Here is an 18,201-nt window from a genome sequence, read left to right on the forward strand (position 1 = left end):
CACTCCCGAAGGACACACGACCATGCGGTTCACTTCCGAACGCCGCCTCGACGACGGCGTCGTCGAACGCGACTTCCTCCTCGGCGAGGTTCCCGGCACCCTGTGGCTGCCCGACTCCGCCGGGCCCGTTCCCGCGCCCGTTCCCCTGATCCTGACGGCCCACAACAACGGCCTGCCCAGGACGGCCGACCGGCTGGTGGCGCGGGCCAGGATCAGCGCCGCGCGCGGTTACGCGGTGGCCACCATCGACGCCGCCGGGTGCGGCGACCGGCCGCTCTCCGCCGACGACGAGCGGGCCCGCGCCGAGCTTCGCCGTGCGGCGCGGGCCGGCGAGCCGGCCGACGAGATCCTGGAGTCCCTCGTCGGCCGGCTCGTCGAGCGGGCGGCGCCCGAGTGGCGGACCACCCTGGACGCCCTCCTCTCGCTGCCCGAAGTCGCTGGTCCGGTGGGCTACTCGGGCTGGATGGCCCTCGGCGTCCGGCTGGCGGCCGTCGAGCCGCGCATCGTGGCCGCCGGCTTCTTCGCCGGCGGCTTCGTGCCGCGCGCCCAGCGCGCGGAGGCCCGGCTGGTCACCGTTCCGCTGCTGATGCTGGTGCAGTGGGACGACGAGGGCAACCCCCGGCAGCGGGCCCTGGACCTGTTCGACGCCTTCGGCACGAAGGAGAAGACCCTGCACGCCAACCTGGGCGGCCACACCGGCACCCCCCGTTTCGAACTGGACGACGCGCACCGGTTCTTCGACCGCCACCTGAGGTAGGCCCGGGCCGCACCACCCCTCACCCGAAGTCGCCGAACCCGAAGTCGCCGAACCCGCCGCCGCCGAGGATGCCGCCGGCGTCCTCGGCGGCCGTGGTCAGGGCCTCGCGGAGCGCCTCGACCCGGCGGCCGCCGGCGCTGGCGACCGCGCCCCGGCCGCCGGCTCCGCCGCCGACGACGCGGGCGGCGGCGGCGAGGACCCGGCTGGCTTCAATGCCGTCGCGGTGCGCGCCCTGGGTGACGGCGGCGGCGAGGAGGGCCTTGCCGTCCCTTTCGGTGCCGAGGATGACGATGGCGGGGTCTTCGAGAAGGGCGGCCGTCTCCCGGGCGAGGGTGCGCAGTTCGTCGGCCGTGGTGTCGGTGACCCGCCGGGCGACGACGTGCCCGGTCCCGGACGGCTGGGCGGTGCTGGCCAGTTGGGCGGCCCGTTCGCGTAGCTCGGCGGTCCGGAGCCGGGTGACCTCTTCCTGCGCGGTGGCGAGGGCGGTCAGGCGCCTGCGGAGGGCGTCGGGGGCGTCGGTGGGGCGGGTGCCGAGGAGCCGGGCGAGTTCGTTGAGCAGGCGTCGTTCGGTGTCCAGGTGGGTGAGGGTGCCGTGGCCGGTGAGGGCCTCGACGCGGCGGAGGTTGGCGCCGACGGAGGACTCGGAGAGCAGGCGGAAGGTGCCGACCTGTGCGCCGTGGGCGACGTGGGTGCCGCCGCAGAGTTCGCGGGAGAAGTCGCCGATGTCGATGATGCGGACGGTGTCGCCGTACTTCTCCCCGAACAGGGCGATGGCTCCGGCGGCTTCGGCCTCGGCCCGGTCGGCGTGCCAGGCGCGCACCTCGGGGTCGTCGAGGACGTGGCCGTTGACGGCGTTCTCGATGACGGTGAGCTGGTCGGGGGTGAGAGCGGTGACGTGGGCGAAGTCGAAGCGGAGTCGGTCGGGTTCGACGAGGGAGCCCTGTTGGCGGGCGTGGCTGCCGAGGGTGGCCAGGACGACGGCGTGCAGGATGTGGGTGGCGGAGTGCGAGCGCATCAGGCCCGCTCGGCGCTCGGCGTCCACCTGGGCTTCGCCGGCGGAGCCGGTGCGGAGTTCGCCCTCGATGACGCGGGCGGTGTGGACGCGGAAGCCTTCCAGGCCGTAGCGGGTGGTAGTGACCCGCAGACGGGTCCCGTCGCCCAGGGTCAGGGTGCCGGTGTCGCCGATCTGGCCGCCGGCCTCGGCGTAGAACGGAGAGCGGTCCAGGACCAGTTCGACCTCGCTGCCCTCGGGCGCGCTGGTGGTGACGAGGCCGCCGGAGATCAGGCCGGTGACGGTGGCCTCGGCGGTCAGATGCTGGTAGCCGAGGAACTCGGTCCGTGGCAGGCGGGCGGCCAGCTCGCGGTAGGTGTCCATCGCCCGCAGAGCCTGGGCGGTCTTGGCCTTGCCGCGGGTCTTCGCGCGCTTCCTCTGCTCGTCCAGCAGGGCGGCGAAGCGGTCCTCGTCAACGGTCAGTCCCGCGTCGCGGGCGGCCTCGACGGTCAGTTCCAGGGGGAAGCCGTAGGTGTCGGCGAGTTCGAAGGCGGTCTCCCCGGGCAGGGTGGCCAGACGCGTCGCGCGGGTGCGGCTGATCGCGGCGTTCAGCAGGCGGGTGCCCTGGGTGAGGGTGCGGGAGAAGGACTCCTCCTCGGCGGTGACGACCTGCTCGATCAGGGCCGCCTGGCTGGCGAGTTCGGGCCAGACGTCGCCGAGGTTGGTGATGACACTGGCGGTCGTGGTTGGCAGGGCGGGGCCGTCGATGCCGAGCAGCCGCGCGTGGCGGATCGCCCGGCGCATCAGCCGGCGCAGCACGTAGCCCCGGCCGTCCTTGGCGGGCAGCACACCGTCGGCGACGAGGAACGCGACGGAGCGGGCGTGTTCGGCGACGACCTGGAAGGACACCCTCTCCTCGCCCTCGGACGGGCTCTGGCGTCCGGCCAGGTTCTGGACCGTGTTCAGGGTGGGCGCGAGCAGGTCGGTGGTGCAGACGTTGGGCACGTCCTGGAGGATCGCGGCGAGCCGGTCAAGACCCAGGCCGGTGTCGATGCTCCGGTGGGCGAGTTCGCCGAGGATGGGAAAGGTGCCCTTCTTGTCGCCCTCGCCCCGCTGGAACTGCGTGAAGACCAGGTTCCAGATCTCGACATAGCGCTCGTCGTCGACGGCCGGGCCGCCCTCTCTGCCGAAGGCGGGGCCACGGTCGTAGTAGACCTCCGAGCAGGGGCCGCAGGGGCCGGGAACGCCCATGGACCAGTAGTTGTCCGCCATCCCGAGCCGCTGGATGCGGGAGGCGGGGACGCCGATGCGGCGCCAGAGGCGTTCGGCCTCGTCGTCGTCCTCGAAGACGGTGATCCAGAGCCGGTCCTTCTCCAACTGGTAGCCCTGGGTGAGGAGTTCCCAGGCGTAGGCGATGGCGTCTTCCTTGAAGTAGTCGCCGAAGGAGAAGTTGCCCATCATCTCGAAGAACGTCGCGTGCCGGTTGGTGCGGCCGACGTTGTCGATGTCGGAGGTGCGGGCGCACTTCTGGACGGACGTCGCCCGGGGGAACGGGGACCGGGTCTCGCCGAGGTAGAACGGCTTGAACTGGTTCATCCCGGCGTTCGTCAGTAGCAGGGTGGGGTCGTCCGGGACGAGCGGGCTGGAGGGAACCCGTTGGTGGCCCCGGGCGGTGAAGAAGTCGATGAAGGTACGGCGGATCTGCGTCGAGCGCATGGCTGGGTGACCTCACGGAGGAGTCGCGAAGAGGTGGGTGGGGTGAGCACACGCCGAGCCGGGCCGAGAACGGGACTGAGAGGTGTTCTCAGTTCTCCGGCTCGACGCGGATAGCTCGCGCCCCCACGGGATACACCAGGACTCCCGATCCGTTGATCATCAGCGACGGTGCGGCGATCCGTCCGTGACCCGGAGGATCTGCCGCACCACCGACTCTAGAGGACCGGCGACCATGATCGCTTGACTTTGTCGTGCCGTTCCGGCGGTGCGCGTACGCCGGTGGCGGCAGGCCGGGGCAACCAGCGCCGGGGCCGTCGTCGCCCTACCCGGCCGGCAGGGACTTCGCCCAGCGCGGGCGGATCTCGTGCTGGTCCGGCTCCCACAGGGCCGTCAGGTCCGGGTAGGCGGCCACGGCCGCCAAGCCGGAGCGCAGCGCGGCCCGGCACAGCGGCACATAGTGCCGCGCCACCGCGCGCAACCCCCCGTGCGCCGCCATCTTCCGCAGTGAGGAGGCCGGCAGGGTCGCCAACGTCGCGTCCGCCCACGGCTGTTGGAACGCGTCGTCCAGCAGCCCAGGGTCCGGCTTGTCGAACAGCGCGCCCGCGATCACCCCGGACGTGAAGCACGTCAGCCACAGCGAGAACGCGAAGACCTCGCCCAGCAGCGGCACCTTCGCCAACTCGGCCCGGTGCGCGGCCAGATCCGCCGCGAACCGTTCGGACAGCTCGTCGTGCGGCAGCCCGAAGTCGGCCAGCACCTCGTGGGCGGGGGTCACCATCGACCGCCCGGTGCGGTCCAGCGGGTCGTAGTGGGCGTAGAACTCCCCGGCGCCCACCCACATGTACGCCAGCGCCGGCGGCGACACCACCCGGTCGTCGAACGCGGTGCCCGCCAGCCCGGCGTCCCCGGCGAACGCCGTCGCGTCCCGCACCCCGTGCAGCAGGTCGTTGAAGAGCAGGCTCTTCTGCGGGGCGTGCTCGACCAGGCTGGGGATCGACACATGGGTGTCGCGCCCCTTCTCCTTCAGGAAGTCGTACATCGCCCGGTTGTCGGGCTTCCACGCCGGGAACCGCTCGGCGTACGCGGCGAACTCCCGCGCCCAGTCGGCCGGCAGCACCAGCGCCTGGGTCGGCGTCCAGTCGTCGGTCAGCCGGGTCCAGGACGCGCCCAGCAGCGCGGCGAGGCGCATCGCCTGGCTGGTTCCCATCGACCAGCTGGCGAAGAGCGACACCGGCCCCTCGGGCGCGGCCCGTAGCGCCCGTTCCACGACCCGGGGGAAGTCCCGGCAGAGCAACACGTCGTCCTGGAGGACCAGATGGTGGGTGGCGCCCTCGGCGACCGCGTCCCAGGCGCGGCGCGCGGTCCGCAGGGTGGCGGGCGGCCCCTCGGGCTCCGGGTCGTAGGCGATCCGGATGTCCAGCTCCGGGTACTCCCGTTGGAGCCGGGTGGCGTGTTCTCGCCGTCGCGGATGGGCCATCACCACGGTCGAGAGACGCACTTCTCCGGGAAGGGTCATGCCGGTCGCTCCTTCGCGCCTGGTCGCGCACGCCGCGCCTGGTCGCACACGCCGTTGGCGCGCGAGCGCACGCCGGGCCGCACCGCGCGCCCGCGTACGCCGCCCGCGCCGCAGGCACGCCGCGCGTGGTCGGATCGCCCCCGGCCTCCCCCGAGGGGAGCCCCGTTCACCTGGCGCGCGAGGCGCCGCACCGGGGACTGGCGCGAGGATAACCCGCCCCGTCGCGGAAGCGCCCCGTCCGGGCCTCCCGTCCGCGTTCCCGGGACCCGGACGCCCGCACCGCCGCGTTCCCGGTTCCCGCCCGATACGCGGAAGTTGCTCGCCCGTGGCCGGAATCACGCCGGTTGTCCACTGGTACGTTGCGCCCAGCTGACCGAACAAGGCCGAAACTGGCCGGTCGCGCCCGAACGGGGGCGTGCGGTCCGGGACTTCAGGAGGCGTTCCGCGTGACGTCGAGACCGAGCGGGACAACGGGCCACGGGGCCGATTCACCGGGCCACGCGGAACTGCTGCGCCGCGTCCGCTCGTTGCCGCTGCCGGCCAGGATCGACCTGCTGACCGGCGCCGCCCTGTGCGACCTGCGCGCCGAGCCGCGCGTCGGGCTGCGCACCGTGCGGCTCTCCGACGGGCCGGCCGGCGTCCGGGGCATCCACGGCGGGCAGGGCCTGTCCTCGGCGAGCTTCCCCAGCCCGACGGCCGCCGCCGCCACCTGGGACCGGGGCGCGCTCCGCCGCCTCGGCGCGCTCTTCGCGGCGGAGGCCCGCCGCCAGGACGTGCACGGGGTGCTGGCCCCCACCGCCAACCTGCACCGAAGCCCTTACGAGGGACGGCACTTCGAGTACCTCTCCGAGGACCCCGCGCTCACCTCCGCCGTGGTCGCCGAGCTGGTCACCGCCATCCAGCGCCACGGCGTCGCGGCCTGCGTCAAGCACTTCGTCGCCAACGAGAGCGAGACCGAGCGCACCACCTATGTCTCGCGGGTCGACGAACGCACCCTGCACGAGGTCTACTTCGCGCCGTTCGAGGCCGCCGTCGAGGCCGGCGTGTGGCTGGTGATGGCCACCTACAACGGCCTGGACGACGGCCACGAGCACGCCCCGGCGTGCGAGCACCGGCGGCTGCTGACCGACACCCTGAAGCGACGCTGGGGCTTCGACGGGGTGGTGGTCAGCGACTGGATGGCCGCGCAGAGCTGCGCGCCCACCGCGCTGGCCGGGCTCGACCTGGTGATGCCGGGGCCCGAAGGGCCGTGGAGCGGCGGCGCGTTGCTGGCCGCCGTCGAGTCCGGCGAGGTCCCCGAGGCGCTGGTGGACGACAAGGCGGCGCGGGTGCTGCGGCTGGCGCACCGGGTCGGCGCGCTGGACGAGGCGGCACCGCGCTCGGCGCCCGAGGTCGATGTCCGGTCCGAGCTGCGGGAGTTGGCGGCCCGTTCGATGGTGGTGCTGCGCGCCGAAGGCCGCGCGTTCCCGCTGGACCGCGCGCGGCTGCGGCGCGTCGCGCTGCTGGGGCCCAACGCCGTGGACGCGTTCACCCAGGGCGGCGGCAGCGGCCGGACCTATCCCGAGCGGGTGGTGTCGCCGGCCGAGGGGCTGCGGGCGGCGCTCGGCGACGGCGTGGAACTGGTCGTCGAGCAGGGCTGCGACGCCCGGGGCCTGCTGCCGCCGCTGGCCGGGGAGGCGCTGCGCCGGGCGACGGTCGAGTGGCTGGACGACGCCGGCGCGGTGGTGGCCGAGCAGCCGCTGGAGCGGCCCTGGACGAGCGTCAGCCGCCGCGAGCCCGGGCAGACGCGGGCCCGGGTCACCGCCGAGGTGGAGCTGGTCGGCGACGGCACGCACCTGCTGGAGGCCGGCGTGCTGGGCGCCCACCGCACCTGGGTGGACGGCGGGTTGATCCACCACGAGCCGCGCCACGCGACCGCGGACGACGTGCTGGCCTCGGTCAACAACAACCCGCTCGGCGGCAGGACCGAGGTCGGGGTGGTCGGCCGGCGGGTGGTCGAGGTGCGGGTGGAGCTGGAGATCCCGGACCTGGGCGGTTTCGGCCACTGGGGCGTGGTCGTCCTCCGCCACCAGCCGCCGCGCCCCTCGCTGGAGCGGCGGATCGCGGCGGCGGCCGAGGCGGCGGCCGGCGCGGACGTGGCGGTGGTGGTCGTGGGCACCAACGACGAGGTGGAGAGCGAGGGTTTCGACCGGACGTCGCTCGCGCTGCCCGGCGCCCAGGACCGGCTGGTGCGCGCGGTGGCGGCGACCGGCACGCCCACCGTGGTGGTGGTCAACGCCGGCGCCCCGGTGCTGCTGCCCTGGCTAGACGAGCCGGACGACGCGAGGAACGGGAACGGGAGCGGAACGGGCAACGGAACGGGCGCCGTGGACGCCGTGCTGTGGGCGTGGTTCCCCGGCCAGGAGTGCGGGGCCGCGCTGGCGGACGTGCTGCTGGGGGTGACCGAGCCGGCGGGCCGGCTGCCGTGGACGCTGCCGGCGGCCGAACGGGACGTCCCCAAGCGGCCGTTGACCCCGGTGGACGGCGTGCTGAACTACGCCGAGGGGGTGTTCGTCGGCCACCGCGCCTGGGACGCGGCGGGCGTCGAGCCGGCCCGGCCGTTCGGCTTCGGCCTGGGCTGGACCTCCTGGGCCTTCGACAAGCTGACCGCGCCCGAGCGCGCGACGCCAGGCGAGCCGGTCACGGTGACCGTCGCCGTGCGCAACACCGGGCAGCGGCGCGGCAGATGCCTGGCGCAGGCATATCTGGAGCCGCCCGCCGGCGCCCAACCGGAGCGCCCGGCGCGGTGGTTGGCCGCGTTCGAGGGCACGGAGCTGGACCCGGGCGAGGCTGGCGAGATCACGCTGACCGTGCCGGCCCGGGCGTTCGCCGTCTGGGATGTGGCGGCCGGCGACTGGGCGACGCCGCCGGGCCGTTACGGCCTGGTGGTCGGCGCGCACAGCCGCGACGCCGCCCTGCGGGCCGTGGTCGGGATCGGCTGAGGCGGCCGCCCCCGGACGGCCGGAGCCGCCCGGGGGCGCGCGTCGGCGCGGGCGGGCGACGACCCGGCGATGACGGAGTGCCGGGCCGGCCCGCCCACCGAGGGACGAGCGTCTTCGAACCTCAGATGTTGACGCCGAAGTCCTGGGCGATGCCGGCCAGGCCGGAGGCGTAACCCTGGCCGACCGCGCGGAACTTCCACTCGGCGCCGTTCCGGTACAGCTCGCCGAAGACCATGGCGGTCTCGGTGGAGGCGTCCTCGGTCAGGTCGTAGCGGGCCAGCTCGTTCCCGTCGGCCTGGTTGATGACGCGGATGAAGGCGTTCCGCACCTGGCCGAAGTTCTGCCCGCGGTTGTCCGCGTCGTGGATCGAGACCGGGAAGACGATCTTGTCGACCTCCGGCGGCAGGCCCGACAGGCCGACCTTGATCTGCTCGTCGTCGCCCTCGCCCTCACCGGTGAGGTTGTCACCGGTGTGCTGGATGGTGCCGTCGGGGGTGGCGAGGTTGTTGTAGAAGATGAAGTGCTGGTCCGAGACGATCTTGCCGCCGCTGTTGACCGCGAGGGCGCTGGCGTCCAGGTCGAAGTCGGTACCGGTGGTGGTGCGGACGTCCCAGCCCAGGCCGACGGTGACCGCGGTCAGTCCTGGAGCCTCCTTGCTCAGCGAGACGTTGCCGCCCTTGGACAGGCTCACACCCATGGAGAAATCCCCTTAGTCCGGATCGTTCTGGTCTTCTTTGCGAAGACGTTACTCTCACTGTCCCCAACGATGTCAGCCGAGCACCGGTTCCACGGCGGGCTCGCGGAAAACTCCGGGGAAAGTCCGGGAACCCCGCACCCGGCGGACGCCTTGCGAGACGCTCGCGCCGAAACGGTGGTGCGCGCGGCCGGCGGAGGCGGGACCATGGCACACATGTCCGGTCCCCTGCCCATCCGTGGTGCGGTCAGCCTGCCCGAGTCGGAGCTGCGCTGGCGGTTCTCGCGTTCCTCCGGGCCGGGCGGCCAGCATGTCAACACCTCCGACAGCCAGGCCGAGTTGCGCTTCGACCTGGCCGCCAGCACCGCGCTGCCCGAGGTGTGGAAGGAGCGCGCGCTGACCCGGCTCGCCGGCCGGCTGACCGACGAGGGCGTGCTGGTGGTCCGCGCCAGCGAGCACCGTTCGCAGTGGCGGAACCGGGAGACGGCGGCCCGCCGGCTGGCCGAGCTGCTGGCCGAGGCGACCGCGCCGCCGCCCAGGCCCCGGCGCCCGAAGAAGCCGCCGCGCGCGCTCAAGGAGCGCCGGCTGCGGGAGAAGCGGCACCGCTCCGAGGTGAAGAAGGGCCGCTCGGGCCGGGGCGGTTGGGACTGAGCCCCGGGCGGGTTGAAGCGCGGCGGGGCGCCCGCCCCGGCCCGTGCGCCGGTGGTCAGCCGGTGGTCAGCCCATGCGCCGGTAGGCGCCCCGGTAGTAGAGCAGCGGCTCCCCGGCCTCGCCGTCGAGCGTGGTGTCCAACACCCGCCCGATCACCAGCGTGTGGTCGCCGGCGGCCACCCGGCTCTCGGTCTCGCACTCCAGGGTCGCCAGCGCGCCCTTGACCAGCGGCGCGCCGGAACGTTCCCCCAGGGTGTGCGGAACCTCACGGAAGAGGAGCCGGTCGCTGAGCCGCCCGCTCATCGCGAACCGGCCGGCGAGCACCCGCTGTTCCTGGCTCAGCAGCGAGGCCGCCCACCGGGGGGCGCGTTCCAGCACGTCGTCCATCCGGGAGCCTGAGCGCACGCTGACCAGCACCAGCGGCGGGCTGAGCGAGACGGAGAGGAACGCCGTCGCCGTCATCCCGGCGGGCGCGCCGGCCGGGCCGTCGTCCTCGTCGTGCGCGGTGACCAGCACCACCCCGCCGGCCAGCCGCGCCATCGCGCTCCGGAACTCCTCCTCGCTCACCCCCTCAGGATGAGGCAGCGAGGGGGCGGCGACATCGTGGGGCGCCGTGGGCTGTCGAGCTGGAAGGGACACTCCGGCACGCTAACGCCCCGGTCGGGGGAATCGCATCGGACCCCGGAACCAGGGCTTTGTCCCGACTCGTCCTACGTCCCGCGACCGAGCCTGCTCGCAGTGTGACATGAGTCACAGTAGGCTACTTATCGCTGACCCTGTGTACCTAGTGGGCAGCTCCCTGTGATTCAGTGGCCTCTGTATCTGCACGTGCATTTCACCCGGGGGAGTGATGGAAACGGAGACGGAGCCCTATGTGCGCCTCGCTTCGCTGCGGGAGTTGCACCAGGTCGTCGCGCAGCTGAACACCGCTCGCAGCATGGCGGACACCCTTCAGACCGTCGCCGACGGCACCGTGACCGCGCTCGGCTTCGAGCTGGCCGCGGTCAACGTGGTCAGGCCCGACGGAGACCTGCTGGTCGCGGCCGTGGCCGGCGCCGACCGGGTCGAGGTGGACAAGGCCGAGGCCGCCATCGCCGGCCGCACCGGCTCGCGCGCCTCCTGGGAGCGCCGGCTGAGCATGGGGGAGCGCTGGGGGGAACTGCGCTTCATCCCCTACACCGACGGCTGGGTGCTGGACCACGACGACGTTCCCCAGTGGCACACCACGGGCCCGGCGCCGCGCTATCCGGACGAGTGGCACCCGATGGACCGGCTCTTCGCGCCCATGTACGCCTCGGACGGCGAGCTGCTCGCCGTGCTGGAGGTCGACAAGCCGCGCAACGGTCGCCGCCCGGGCCCCTGGGGCTGCGAGGCGCTCCAGCTCTACGCCTCCCAGGCCGCCATCGCCATCAGCAACGCCCGGCTGCGCGGCAACATGCAGCGCGCGCTGGTGCGCCTGGAGCGCGAGCAGGAGGCGCTGCGCGCCAGCGAGGAGAGCTTCCGGCAGGCGTTCGAGTACGCGCCCAGCGGGATGGCCATCGCCGAGGTCGGCGGCGACAGCGACGGCCGGCTGCTGCGGGTCAACGACGCGCTCTGCCGGCTGCTCGGCCGCACCGTCGCCGTGCTGCGCCGCTACAGCTTCGCCGACCTCGTGCACCCCGAGGACATGGGAACGCTGCTGCGCACCGCCAACGACGGCGGCCGGGCCGAGCTGCGGCTGGCCCGCAAGGACGGCTCCTACGTCTGGGTCAGCCTGCGCAACTCGGTGGTCGCCGACCCGGCCGCCGGGCCCCAGGTGCAGCTGACCCACGTCGAGGACATCGAGGAGCGCAAGCGCCACGAGCTGGCCCTGGCGCACCGCGCCAGCCACGACTCGCTCACCGGCCTGCCCAACAGCGCCGAGCTGCGCGCCCGGCTCGGCGGCCGGATCTGCGCCAACCCGCCCGAGTCCCGCCCCTACCCGGCGCCAGCGCCCGAGGTGGTGGGTGTCGCCGCGTTCGACGGCTACGGCCTGGGCCGCCCGCACTCCTTCGACCACCACGAACACGTGTGGCAGCCCGACGCCGCCGGCGGCGACGGCAAGGGGCTCGCGGTGCTCTTCTGCGACCTGGACGGCTTCAAGTCGATCAACGACCGCTTCGGCCACGTCTGCGGCGACGCCGTCCTGGTGGAGGTGGCCCGCCGGCTGGAGCAGGGGGTGCGGGACAACGACACCGTGGCCCGGCTCGGCGGCGACGAGTTCGTGGTGCTGGCCGAGGGGCTCGGCCCCAAGGACGCCAACGACCTGGCCGTCCGGCTGCGCAGCGCGATCATCCCGCCGATCCGGGTGGAGGGGCGCTCGGTGCGGGTCGGCGCCAGCTTCGGCATCGGCTGGGCGTCCTGCGGGATGACCACCGAGGAGATCCTGGAGTCGGCGGACCAGCGGATGTACATCGAGAAGCGGTCCCGCGCCCAGGGCCGCCGCCGCGCCGGCTGACCGCCCACGCGGTCTGACCTGCCCCGCTTCGACGGCCGCCGGAGGCGGTGCGCCGGCTGGCTCGGGCGTTCGCTCGAACGGGGTAGGCTCGCGCCCAGACAGGTGGGGTGGGACATGTGGTACCGCAACGAAGGAGCGGCAGTCGATGAGCGCGGGGAACAGCGGCCAGGGCACGCCTGACGGGGGCGACGACCCGTTCGCTTACCTCTATCGACCCGAGGCCGGGCAGGCCCCACCTCCGGCGGCGCCCCGGCAGCCCTCGTACAACCAGGTGCGCCCGGTGGGGGAGCGCACCTTCGGGGGCCAGCAGGGGTACCGGCAGCAGCACTCGCCCGACGCCAGGTACGCGGCGCCCGAGACCCAGCCCGGCGGCTACGGCGGCCCGCCCTCCGACCGGCGCCGCGGCGACCAGGACAACCGGCGCAACGGGCTGCTGATCGGCGCCATCGCCGTGGTGCTGGCCGTGGTGATCGGCGTGGGCGCGGCGATCCTCTTCAGCGGCGACGGGGAGGGCGACGAGGCGAGCGGCGAGGAGACCGCCGAGCCGACGGACGACGGCGAGGGCGAGGACGAGGGCGCGTCGGGCGACGAGGAGCCGTCCGAGGAGCCCGAGCCCGACGAGCTGCCGGCCGCCGACATCACCCAGCTCCCGTTGACCGGCGGGGCGGCCCTTGAGGCCACCTTCCAGGGGTCCAGGTCCGAGGCCGGCTCCTATATCGCGCTGCTCAACCGGCAGGGGTCCACGATCACCTGGACGTTCGACTTCCAGGGCGAACCGGGCATGTACCGGGTCTACATGGGCTACTCGACGATCAGCGACGGGCAGTCCCTGTCGTTCTCGGTCAATGGCACGCCTCGTGAGGACCCCGTCGACCTCCAGGACTACAACCCCAACAGCGACTCCTGGGACGACAGTTGGGCGCACACCTACAACCTGGTCGAGCTGGTCGAGGGCGAGAACACCCTCCAGTACTCCTGCACCGCCTCCTGCGACGTGGCCGTCGATCAGCTCTACGTCAGCGAGGACCAGGGCTAGCGGCCCGTTCCGGCCCGGCCGGCCCCGCCGTCGGCCGGGCCGGCGCGCGGCGTCACGGGCGCGCCAGCCACGCGCCCCCGCGCATCACCCCCACCACCGTCAACGCCTCGTCCAGCACCACCAGATCGGCGGCCCTGCCCGGCTCGATCGCGCCCACCCGGTCGCCAAGACCCAACAGCCGCGCCGGCGTGGTCGACAGGGCCCGCACCGCGTCCACGATCGGCAGCCCGTCCACCGTCACCGAGCGCCGCAGCGCCCGGTCCAGGGTCAGCGTCGAACCGGCGATCGCGCCCGTGCCCGGCGGCGTCCGCTCGTCGGCGATCCGCGCCACCCCGTCGACCACCTCCACGCGCAGCGGCCCCAACGGGTAGCTGCCGTCGCCCATCCCCGCCGCGCCCATCGCGTCGGTGATCAGCGCCACCCGGTCCGCGCCGGCCGAGCGGAACGCCAACGCCAGCACGGACGGATGCAGATGCGTCCCGTCGTTGACCAGCTCGACCGCGACCCGCTCGTCCTCCAGCAGCGCCGCGATCGGCCCCGGCACCCGGTGGGCCAGCGGCGGCATCGCGTTGAACAGGTGGGTGGCTACCCGTGCGCCCGCCGCGATCGCGCGCCGGGTCACCTCATAGCTGGCGTCGGTGTGCCCCACGGCGGCCAGCACCCCGAGGTCCGCCAGCAGCCGCACCGAGGCCAGGCCGCCCGGCAGTTCGGGCGCCAGCGTCATCATCCGCGCGGTGCCCCTGGCCGCGTCGACCAGCTTGCGGACGTCCGCCGGGTCCGGGTCGCGCAGCAGCGTCGGGTCGTGCGCGCCGCAGCGGTTCTCCGCGATGAACGGGCCCTCGAAGTGCACCCCCGCCAGGTCGCCCTGCTCCACCAGCTCGCTGAGCACCCCGGCCTGCCCGGCCAGGTCGTCCAGCGCCCCGGTCACCGTGGACGCCACCATCGTGGTCGTGCCGTGCGCCCGGTGGGTGGCGATCGCCCGCAGCGCCTCCTCGGCGTTCCCCGCCGAGAACGAGGCCCCGCCGCCGCCGTGCACATGGAGGTCGACGAAGCCGGGCACCAGCCAGCGACCGCCCAGGTCCACCACGGCGGTGTCCGCCGGCTCCGCCACGTCCGCCGTCGCCCCGTCGACGATCGCCCCGCCCTCGACGACCACCTCGCCGTTCTCCACCACCGCGTCGGGCGTCACCACCCGGCCCCCGACGAGTCTGGTGCGCGTCGCCGCCCGGCCGGCGGGAGGCGCGAACTCGCCGGTGCTGGACGTCGGTTGGGCGGCGTCACGGGTCGTGGTCACGGGGAAACCTCCGGGGTGTGGGGGAGTTGGCTTCGGTCCCAGGCGAGCAGGCCGGCGCCCAGGCAGCCGGCCGACTCCCCGAGCGCGGCGGGCACCACCGCCGGCAGTCGTTGGAAGGTGGCCTTGGCGGCGAGCGCCGAGCGCAGCGGGTCGAGCAGGGTCTCGCCGGCCTCGGCGAGACCGCCGCCGACGATCACCACCTCGGGGTCCAGCAGGTTGACCACGACCATCAGGCCGTCGGCCAGCGCGTCCACCGCCTCCCGCCAGACCCCGTTGGCGCGGGCGTCGCCGGCCCGCACCGCGCGGGCCGCGTCGGCGGCGCTGGCCCCGGCGGCGCCCGAGACCTCCGCCCAGGCCCGGCCCACGGCCGAGGCGGAGGCCACCGTCTCCAGACAGCCGTACTGGCCGCAGCCGCACCGCGCACCTCCGGGGCGCACGACCACATGCCCGATCTCGCCCGCGCCCCCGTGCGCCCCCGGTTCCATCCGGTCGCCCACGCCGATGGCCCCGGCGATCCCGGTGCCCAGCGCGACGAAGAAGAACCGCCCGACGCCCGCCCCCGCGCCCAGCCGCCCCTCGGCCAGCCCGCCGGCCCGCACGTCGTGGGACAGGCCCACCGGCGTGCCGTCCAGCCGCTCGGCGACCAGCCGCGCCAGCGGCAGGTCGCGCCAGCCGAGGTTGGCGCTGTACCGGGCCATGCCGGCGGCCTCGTCCACCACGCCGGGCACGGCCAGGCCGACCCCGGCCGGCGGTCCGCCGCGCCGGGCGCGGCCCTCGGCGGCCAACTCGGCGAGGAAGTCCAGGATTCCGGCCACCACCGCCTCCGGCCCCTCGGTGGCGGTGTCCCGACGGGCGCGGAGGAACGGCTCGTTGTCGGGACCGGTCAACGCGGCCTTGAGCGTGGTGCCCCCGACGTCGAGGGCGATCACATATCTCGCTTGGTGCTCCTGGAGACTCACACGCGCCAGTCTCGCCCGGAGGACCCCGAGAGGTCTAGTCCACTACCGCGAGATCACCGAACGAGTGAGCCCGCGCGGCCGATCCGGAACCGGCCCCGGGCACCGGCGCGCTGTCGGTGCCGCTGGTTACGATGCCCGGATGAGTGGGGAATCTGCCGGGTTGAGCGGGGAACCGGCCGGGGAGGGCGAACGGGCGGCCCCGCCCGCCGCGCTGGGGGAGCGGGAGCGGGCGGTGCTCGCCCTGGAGCGCGGGTCCTGGCCGGGCCCCGGCGCCAAGGAGCGCGCGATACGCGAGCGGCTCGGCATCTCGCCGACCCGCTACTACCAGCTGCTCAACGCCCTGCTCGACGACCCGCTCGCCCTCGCCCACGACCCGGTCACGGTCAACCGACTGCGACGCCGTCGCGACGCCAAGCGAGCACACCGGTAGGGTCGTTGCCATGGGCAGCCTTCCCCAACCCACCACACAGGCCGGCCGCGCCGGCCTCGCGGCGCTGTTGGACCAGCCGGCCAGGGCGCTGATCGCACTCGACTTCGACGGCACCGTCGCGCCCATCGTGGCCGACCCCGAGCAGGCCAGGGCCCACCCGGACGCGGTGCCGGCGCTGGCCAGGCTGGCCGGCCGGGTCGCGGTGATCGCGGTGATCACCGGACGCCCGGCCGAAGTCGCCGTCCGGCTCGGCGGGTTCGCCGGCCACCCCGAGCTGAGCGGCCTGATCGTGCTGGGGGCCTACGGCGCGGAGCGCTGGGACGCCGCCACCGGCGAGCTGCGCACCCCGCCGCCCCACCCGGGGGTCGCGGCGGCCCGCGCCGAGCTGCCCGAACTGACCGCGCCCACCGGCGCGTTCATCGAGGACAAGGGCAACGCGCTGGCCGTCCACACCCGCCGCGCGGCCGACCCGCAGGGCGCGTTCGAGACGCTGCGCGAGCCGCTGGCGCGGCTGGCCGAGCGGCACGGGCTGCATCTGGAGCCGGGGCGGCTGGTGTTGGAGCTGCGGCCGGGCGGGATGGACAAGGGCGTCGCGCTGACCGCGCTGGCCCGCGAGACCGGCGCAGGCTCCGTCCTCTACGCCGGCGACGACCTGGGCGACCTGCCGGCCTTCGCCGCCGTCGCCGACCTGGCGGCGGCCGGCATCCCGGGGCTGCGGGTGTGCAGCGGCAGCACGGAGGTCACGGCCCTCGCCGAGGCGACGGACCTGACCGTCCAGGGCCCGGAGGGCCTGGCGGCGCTCCTCACGGCCCTGGCCGACCAGCTGGCCTAGCCGGCCGCCAGGCTGTGGCCGGGGCGGGGACGACGGCGGTCCGGGGTGGTCATGGTGCGTGGTCGGCTGCGGGCCGGTGGGTGGTTGTTCGCGCAGTTCCCCGCGCCCCTGGGGTGGGTGGGCGTTTTGGGGGCGCGGGGACGACAGCGGTTCGGGGGTGGCTATGGTGCGTGGTCGGCTGCGGGTGCGTCGGTGGTTGTTCGCGCAGTTCCCCGCGCCCCTGGGGTGGGTGGGCGGTTTTGGGGGCGCGGGGAACTGCGCGAGGTATCTGGGTCGGGCCGTGGACGACAGCGGTTCGGGGGTGGTCATGGCGCGTGGTCGGCTGTGGGCCGGCTACCAGCCGCGCAGTGCGTCCAGTTGGGCCAGGAACCACGCCGTCGGCGGGAGGGCCGTGGCGGCCTCGGCCAGCCGCTTCGCGTGGGCCGCCCGCGTCGGCTGGTCCAGGGTCAGCGCGCGGTGCAGCGCCTCGGCGGTGCCCGCGATGTCGTAGGGATTCACCAACAGCGCGTCCGCGCCCAGCTCCTCGGCCGCGCCGGCCTCCCGGGAGAGCACCAGCGCGGCGCCGTTCTCGGAGATCACCGGGACCTCCTTGGCGACCAGGTTCATCCCGTCCCTGATCGGGTTGACCAGCGCCACGTCCGCCATCCGGTAGGCGGCCAGCGAACGCGCGAAGTCGTCCTTGACGTGCAGCACCACCGGCGTCCAGCCGTCCCGGCCGAAGTCGGCGTTGATCGCCTCGGCGACCCGCGACACCTCCGCCGTGTACTCCCGGTAGATCGCCAGGTCCTGGCGCGACGGGTAGGCGAACGCGACATGGACCACCCGGCCGTGCCACTCGGGCCGGTCGGTGAGCAGCCTGCGGTAGGCGAGCAGGCCGCGCACGATGTTCTTGGACAGCTCCGTGCGGTCGACCCGCACGATCGTCGCCCGCCCCGGCCCGACCCGTTCCCGCAGCTCGGCCAGCCGCTCGTCCACGTCCGTGCGCGACGCGCGCTCCCGCAGGAACTCCGCGTCCGCGCCGAGACCGTGCACGCCGATCCGGGTGGTGCGGCCCTGGTGGGTCACCGTTCCCTCGCCCACCTCGGCGCCCAGCAGCGCGGCGCAGCAGTCGGTGAACGCCCCGGCCCAGCGCCCGGTGAGGAACGCCGCGCGGTCCGCGCCCAGGATGCCCAGCAGCAGCTCGCGCGCCACCTCGTCGGGCAGCACCCGGAACAGGTCGGGCGGCGCCCACGGCGTGTGCGAGAAGTGCCCGATCCGCAGGTCGGGCCGGCGCTTGGCCAACAGCCCCGGAACGAGCGCCAGATGGTAGTCCTGCACCAGCACCGCCGCGCCCTGCTCCGCCTCCTCGGCGAGCGCGTCGGCGAACGCCCGGTTGTAGGCGCGGTACCGCGCCCACGCGGCCTCGAACCCCTCGTCGAAGACGGGCTCCAGCGGCGTCTGGTAGAGCAGGTGGTGGACGAACCACAGCACCGAGTTGGCCACGCCGTTGTACGCGGCCTCGAAGGTCTCGCGCGGGATGTCCAGCATCAGCACCGACTGCCCGCCGGTGTCCTCGGCCGGCAGCCGCCCGCCGTACGCCTCGGCGGCCGCCCGGTCGTCGTCGCTGAGCGCCGCGCAGACCCAGGTGCCGGCGTCGGCGCCCAGGGCGCTCAGCCCGGAGACCAGCCCGCCGCCGCCGCGCCTGGCGGTCAGCGTGCCGTCGGCGCCGGAGCGCGTGTAGCTCACCGGGCCGCGGTTGGAGGCGACCAGCACCTGGCCGGAGGGCTCGGGAGGCTCGACGGTCATCGGCTCGGTTCCTGTCTCGCGTACATCGGTCACGGACGGTCATGGTCGGTCATGTTCCGTCGCCGCTCCGGCCCCCGGCGGGC

The 18,201-nt window shown here is 74.4% G+C and carries 13 protein-coding genes and 2 pseudogenes; 8 read left to right on the forward strand and 7 right to left on the reverse strand.

Going from position 1 to position 18,201, the window contains the following annotated elements:
* Positions 1–22: 22 nt before the first annotated feature.
* On the forward strand, positions 23–757 hold the full coding sequence (locus FH609_RS29005; RefSeq protein WP_139675112.1) for a dienelactone hydrolase family protein: 735 nt from the start codon (positions 23–25) through the stop codon (positions 755–757).
* Positions 758–776: 19 nt separating this feature from the next.
* Here FH609_RS29005 and alaS read toward each other — a convergent pair whose 3' ends face one another.
* Both alaS and FH609_RS29015 read right to left on the reverse strand, forming a co-directional pair.
* Positions 777–3,464: an alanine--tRNA ligase gene (gene alaS, locus FH609_RS29010; protein ID WP_139675115.1), complete on the reverse strand. Its 2,688-nt coding sequence runs from the start codon at positions 3,462–3,464 to the stop codon at positions 777–779.
* A gap of 322 nt (positions 3,465–3,786) precedes the next feature.
* Positions 3,787–4,980 (reverse strand): hypothetical protein, encoded by a 1,194-nt coding sequence (locus FH609_RS29015; RefSeq protein WP_139675117.1) that lies wholly within the window; start codon positions 4,978–4,980, stop codon positions 3,787–3,789.
* A gap of 446 nt (positions 4,981–5,426) precedes the next feature.
* On the opposite strand from FH609_RS29015, the gene FH609_RS29020 reads away from it, so the two are divergent.
* Positions 5,427–7,961, forward strand: coding sequence for a beta-glucosidase (locus tag FH609_RS29020; RefSeq protein WP_139675120.1), 2,535 nt, complete (start codon positions 5,427–5,429; stop codon positions 7,959–7,961).
* Positions 7,962–8,082: 121 nt separating this feature from the next.
* Here FH609_RS29020 and FH609_RS29025 read toward each other — a convergent pair whose 3' ends face one another.
* A complete protein-coding gene (locus tag FH609_RS29025) occupies positions 8,083–8,658 on the reverse strand; it encodes a TerD family protein (protein ID WP_139675123.1) in 576 nt (191 codons plus the stop codon).
* Between the two features lie 204 nt (positions 8,659–8,862).
* Between FH609_RS29025 and arfB the strand changes: the two genes are divergently transcribed.
* Positions 8,863–9,306, forward strand: coding sequence for an alternative ribosome rescue aminoacyl-tRNA hydrolase ArfB (arfB, locus tag FH609_RS29030; protein WP_139675126.1), 444 nt, complete (start codon positions 8,863–8,865; stop codon positions 9,304–9,306).
* 66 nt (positions 9,307–9,372) lie between these two features.
* Here arfB and FH609_RS29035 read toward each other — a convergent pair whose 3' ends face one another.
* Positions 9,373–9,846: a flavin reductase family protein gene (locus tag FH609_RS29035; protein WP_139675190.1), complete on the reverse strand. Its 474-nt coding sequence runs from the start codon at positions 9,844–9,846 to the stop codon at positions 9,373–9,375.
* 310 nt (positions 9,847–10,156) lie between these two features.
* Between FH609_RS29035 and FH609_RS29040 the strand changes: the two are divergent.
* The 3 genes and pseudogenes from FH609_RS29040 to FH609_RS29045 form a co-directional block, all read left to right on the forward strand.
* Positions 10,157–11,234, forward strand: a pseudogene (locus FH609_RS29040) (PAS domain S-box protein); the annotation flags it as partial.
* A gap of 98 nt (positions 11,235–11,332) precedes the next feature.
* Positions 11,333–11,782: pseudogene (locus tag FH609_RS32510) on the forward strand (GGDEF domain-containing protein); the annotation flags it as partial.
* A 145-nt stretch (positions 11,783–11,927) separates the two neighbouring features.
* Positions 11,928–12,818 carry a hypothetical protein gene (locus FH609_RS29045; RefSeq protein ID WP_139675132.1) on the forward strand — a complete coding sequence of 297 codons (891 nt, stop codon included), beginning with the start codon at positions 11,928–11,930 and terminating at the stop codon, positions 12,816–12,818.
* Positions 12,819–12,870: 52 nt separating this feature from the next.
* On the opposite strand, the gene nagA is transcribed toward FH609_RS29045, so the two are convergent.
* Both nagA and FH609_RS29055 read right to left on the reverse strand, forming a co-directional pair.
* Positions 12,871–14,112 carry an N-acetylglucosamine-6-phosphate deacetylase gene (gene nagA / locus FH609_RS29050; protein ID WP_405379167.1) on the reverse strand — a complete coding sequence of 414 codons (1,242 nt, stop codon included), beginning with the start codon at positions 14,110–14,112 and terminating at the stop codon, positions 12,871–12,873.
* Complete coding sequence (locus FH609_RS29055) at positions 14,109–15,071, reverse strand: ROK family protein (RefSeq protein ID WP_226962030.1); 963 nt, start codon at positions 15,069–15,071, stop codon at positions 14,109–14,111. Before FH609_RS29055 ends, nagA begins: the two co-directional genes overlap by 4 nt.
* A 139-nt stretch (positions 15,072–15,210) precedes the next feature.
* Here FH609_RS29055 and FH609_RS29060 point away from each other — a divergent pair, with 139 nt between their 5' ends.
* Together FH609_RS29060 and otsB are read left to right on the forward strand one after the other, a co-directional pair.
* Positions 15,211–15,501 (forward strand): DUF3263 domain-containing protein, encoded by a 291-nt coding sequence (locus tag FH609_RS29060; RefSeq protein ID WP_139675135.1) that lies wholly within the window; start codon positions 15,211–15,213, stop codon positions 15,499–15,501.
* 10 nt (positions 15,502–15,511) lie between these two features.
* Positions 15,512–16,333: a trehalose-phosphatase gene (otsB, locus tag FH609_RS29065; RefSeq protein WP_139675138.1), complete on the forward strand. Its 822-nt coding sequence runs from the start codon at positions 15,512–15,514 to the stop codon at positions 16,331–16,333.
* Positions 16,334–16,666: 333 nt separating this feature from the next.
* Here the strand turns inward: otsB and FH609_RS29070 are convergent, their stop codons facing one another.
* A complete protein-coding gene (locus FH609_RS29070; protein ID WP_139675141.1) occupies positions 16,667–18,118 on the reverse strand; it encodes an alpha,alpha-trehalose-phosphate synthase (UDP-forming) in 1,452 nt (483 codons plus the stop codon).
* Between the last annotated feature and the right edge of the window lie 83 nt (positions 18,119–18,201).

This window comes from Streptomyces sp. 3MP-14 (assembly GCF_006334905.2).
GTDB classification, from domain to species: Bacteria; Actinomycetota; Actinomycetes; order Streptomycetales; family Streptomycetaceae; genus Streptomyces; species Streptomyces triticirhizae.

Excerpts from the sequence above, each read along its gene's own strand:
- FH609_RS29005 (WP_139675112.1), top strand. The coding sequence starts at position 23 with ATGCGGTTCACTTCCGAACGCCGCCTCGACGACGGCGTCGTCGAACGC.
- alaS (WP_139675115.1), bottom strand. The coding sequence starts at position 3,464 with ATGCGCTCGACGCAGATCCGCCGTACCTTCATCGACTTCTTCACCGCC.
- FH609_RS29015 (WP_139675117.1), bottom strand. The coding sequence starts at position 4,980 with ATGACCCTTCCCGGAGAAGTGCGTCTCTCGACCGTGGTGATGGCCCAT.
- FH609_RS29025 (WP_139675123.1), bottom strand. The coding sequence starts at position 8,658 with ATGGGTGTGAGCCTGTCCAAGGGCGGCAACGTCTCGCTGAGCAAGGAG.
- arfB (WP_139675126.1), top strand. The coding sequence starts at position 8,863 with ATGGCACACATGTCCGGTCCCCTGCCCATCCGTGGTGCGGTCAGCCTG.
- FH609_RS29035 (WP_139675190.1), bottom strand. The coding sequence starts at position 9,846 with ATGGCGCGGCTGGCCGGCGGGGTGGTGCTGGTCACCGCGCACGACGAG.
- FH609_RS29045 (WP_139675132.1), top strand. The coding sequence starts at position 11,928 with ATGAGCGCGGGGAACAGCGGCCAGGGCACGCCTGACGGGGGCGACGAC.
- FH609_RS29060 (WP_139675135.1), top strand. The coding sequence starts at position 15,211 with ATGAGTGGGGAATCTGCCGGGTTGAGCGGGGAACCGGCCGGGGAGGGC.
- otsB (WP_139675138.1), top strand. The coding sequence starts at position 15,512 with ATGGGCAGCCTTCCCCAACCCACCACACAGGCCGGCCGCGCCGGCCTC.
- FH609_RS29070 (WP_139675141.1), bottom strand. The coding sequence starts at position 18,118 with ATGACCGTCGAGCCTCCCGAGCCCTCCGGCCAGGTGCTGGTCGCCTCC.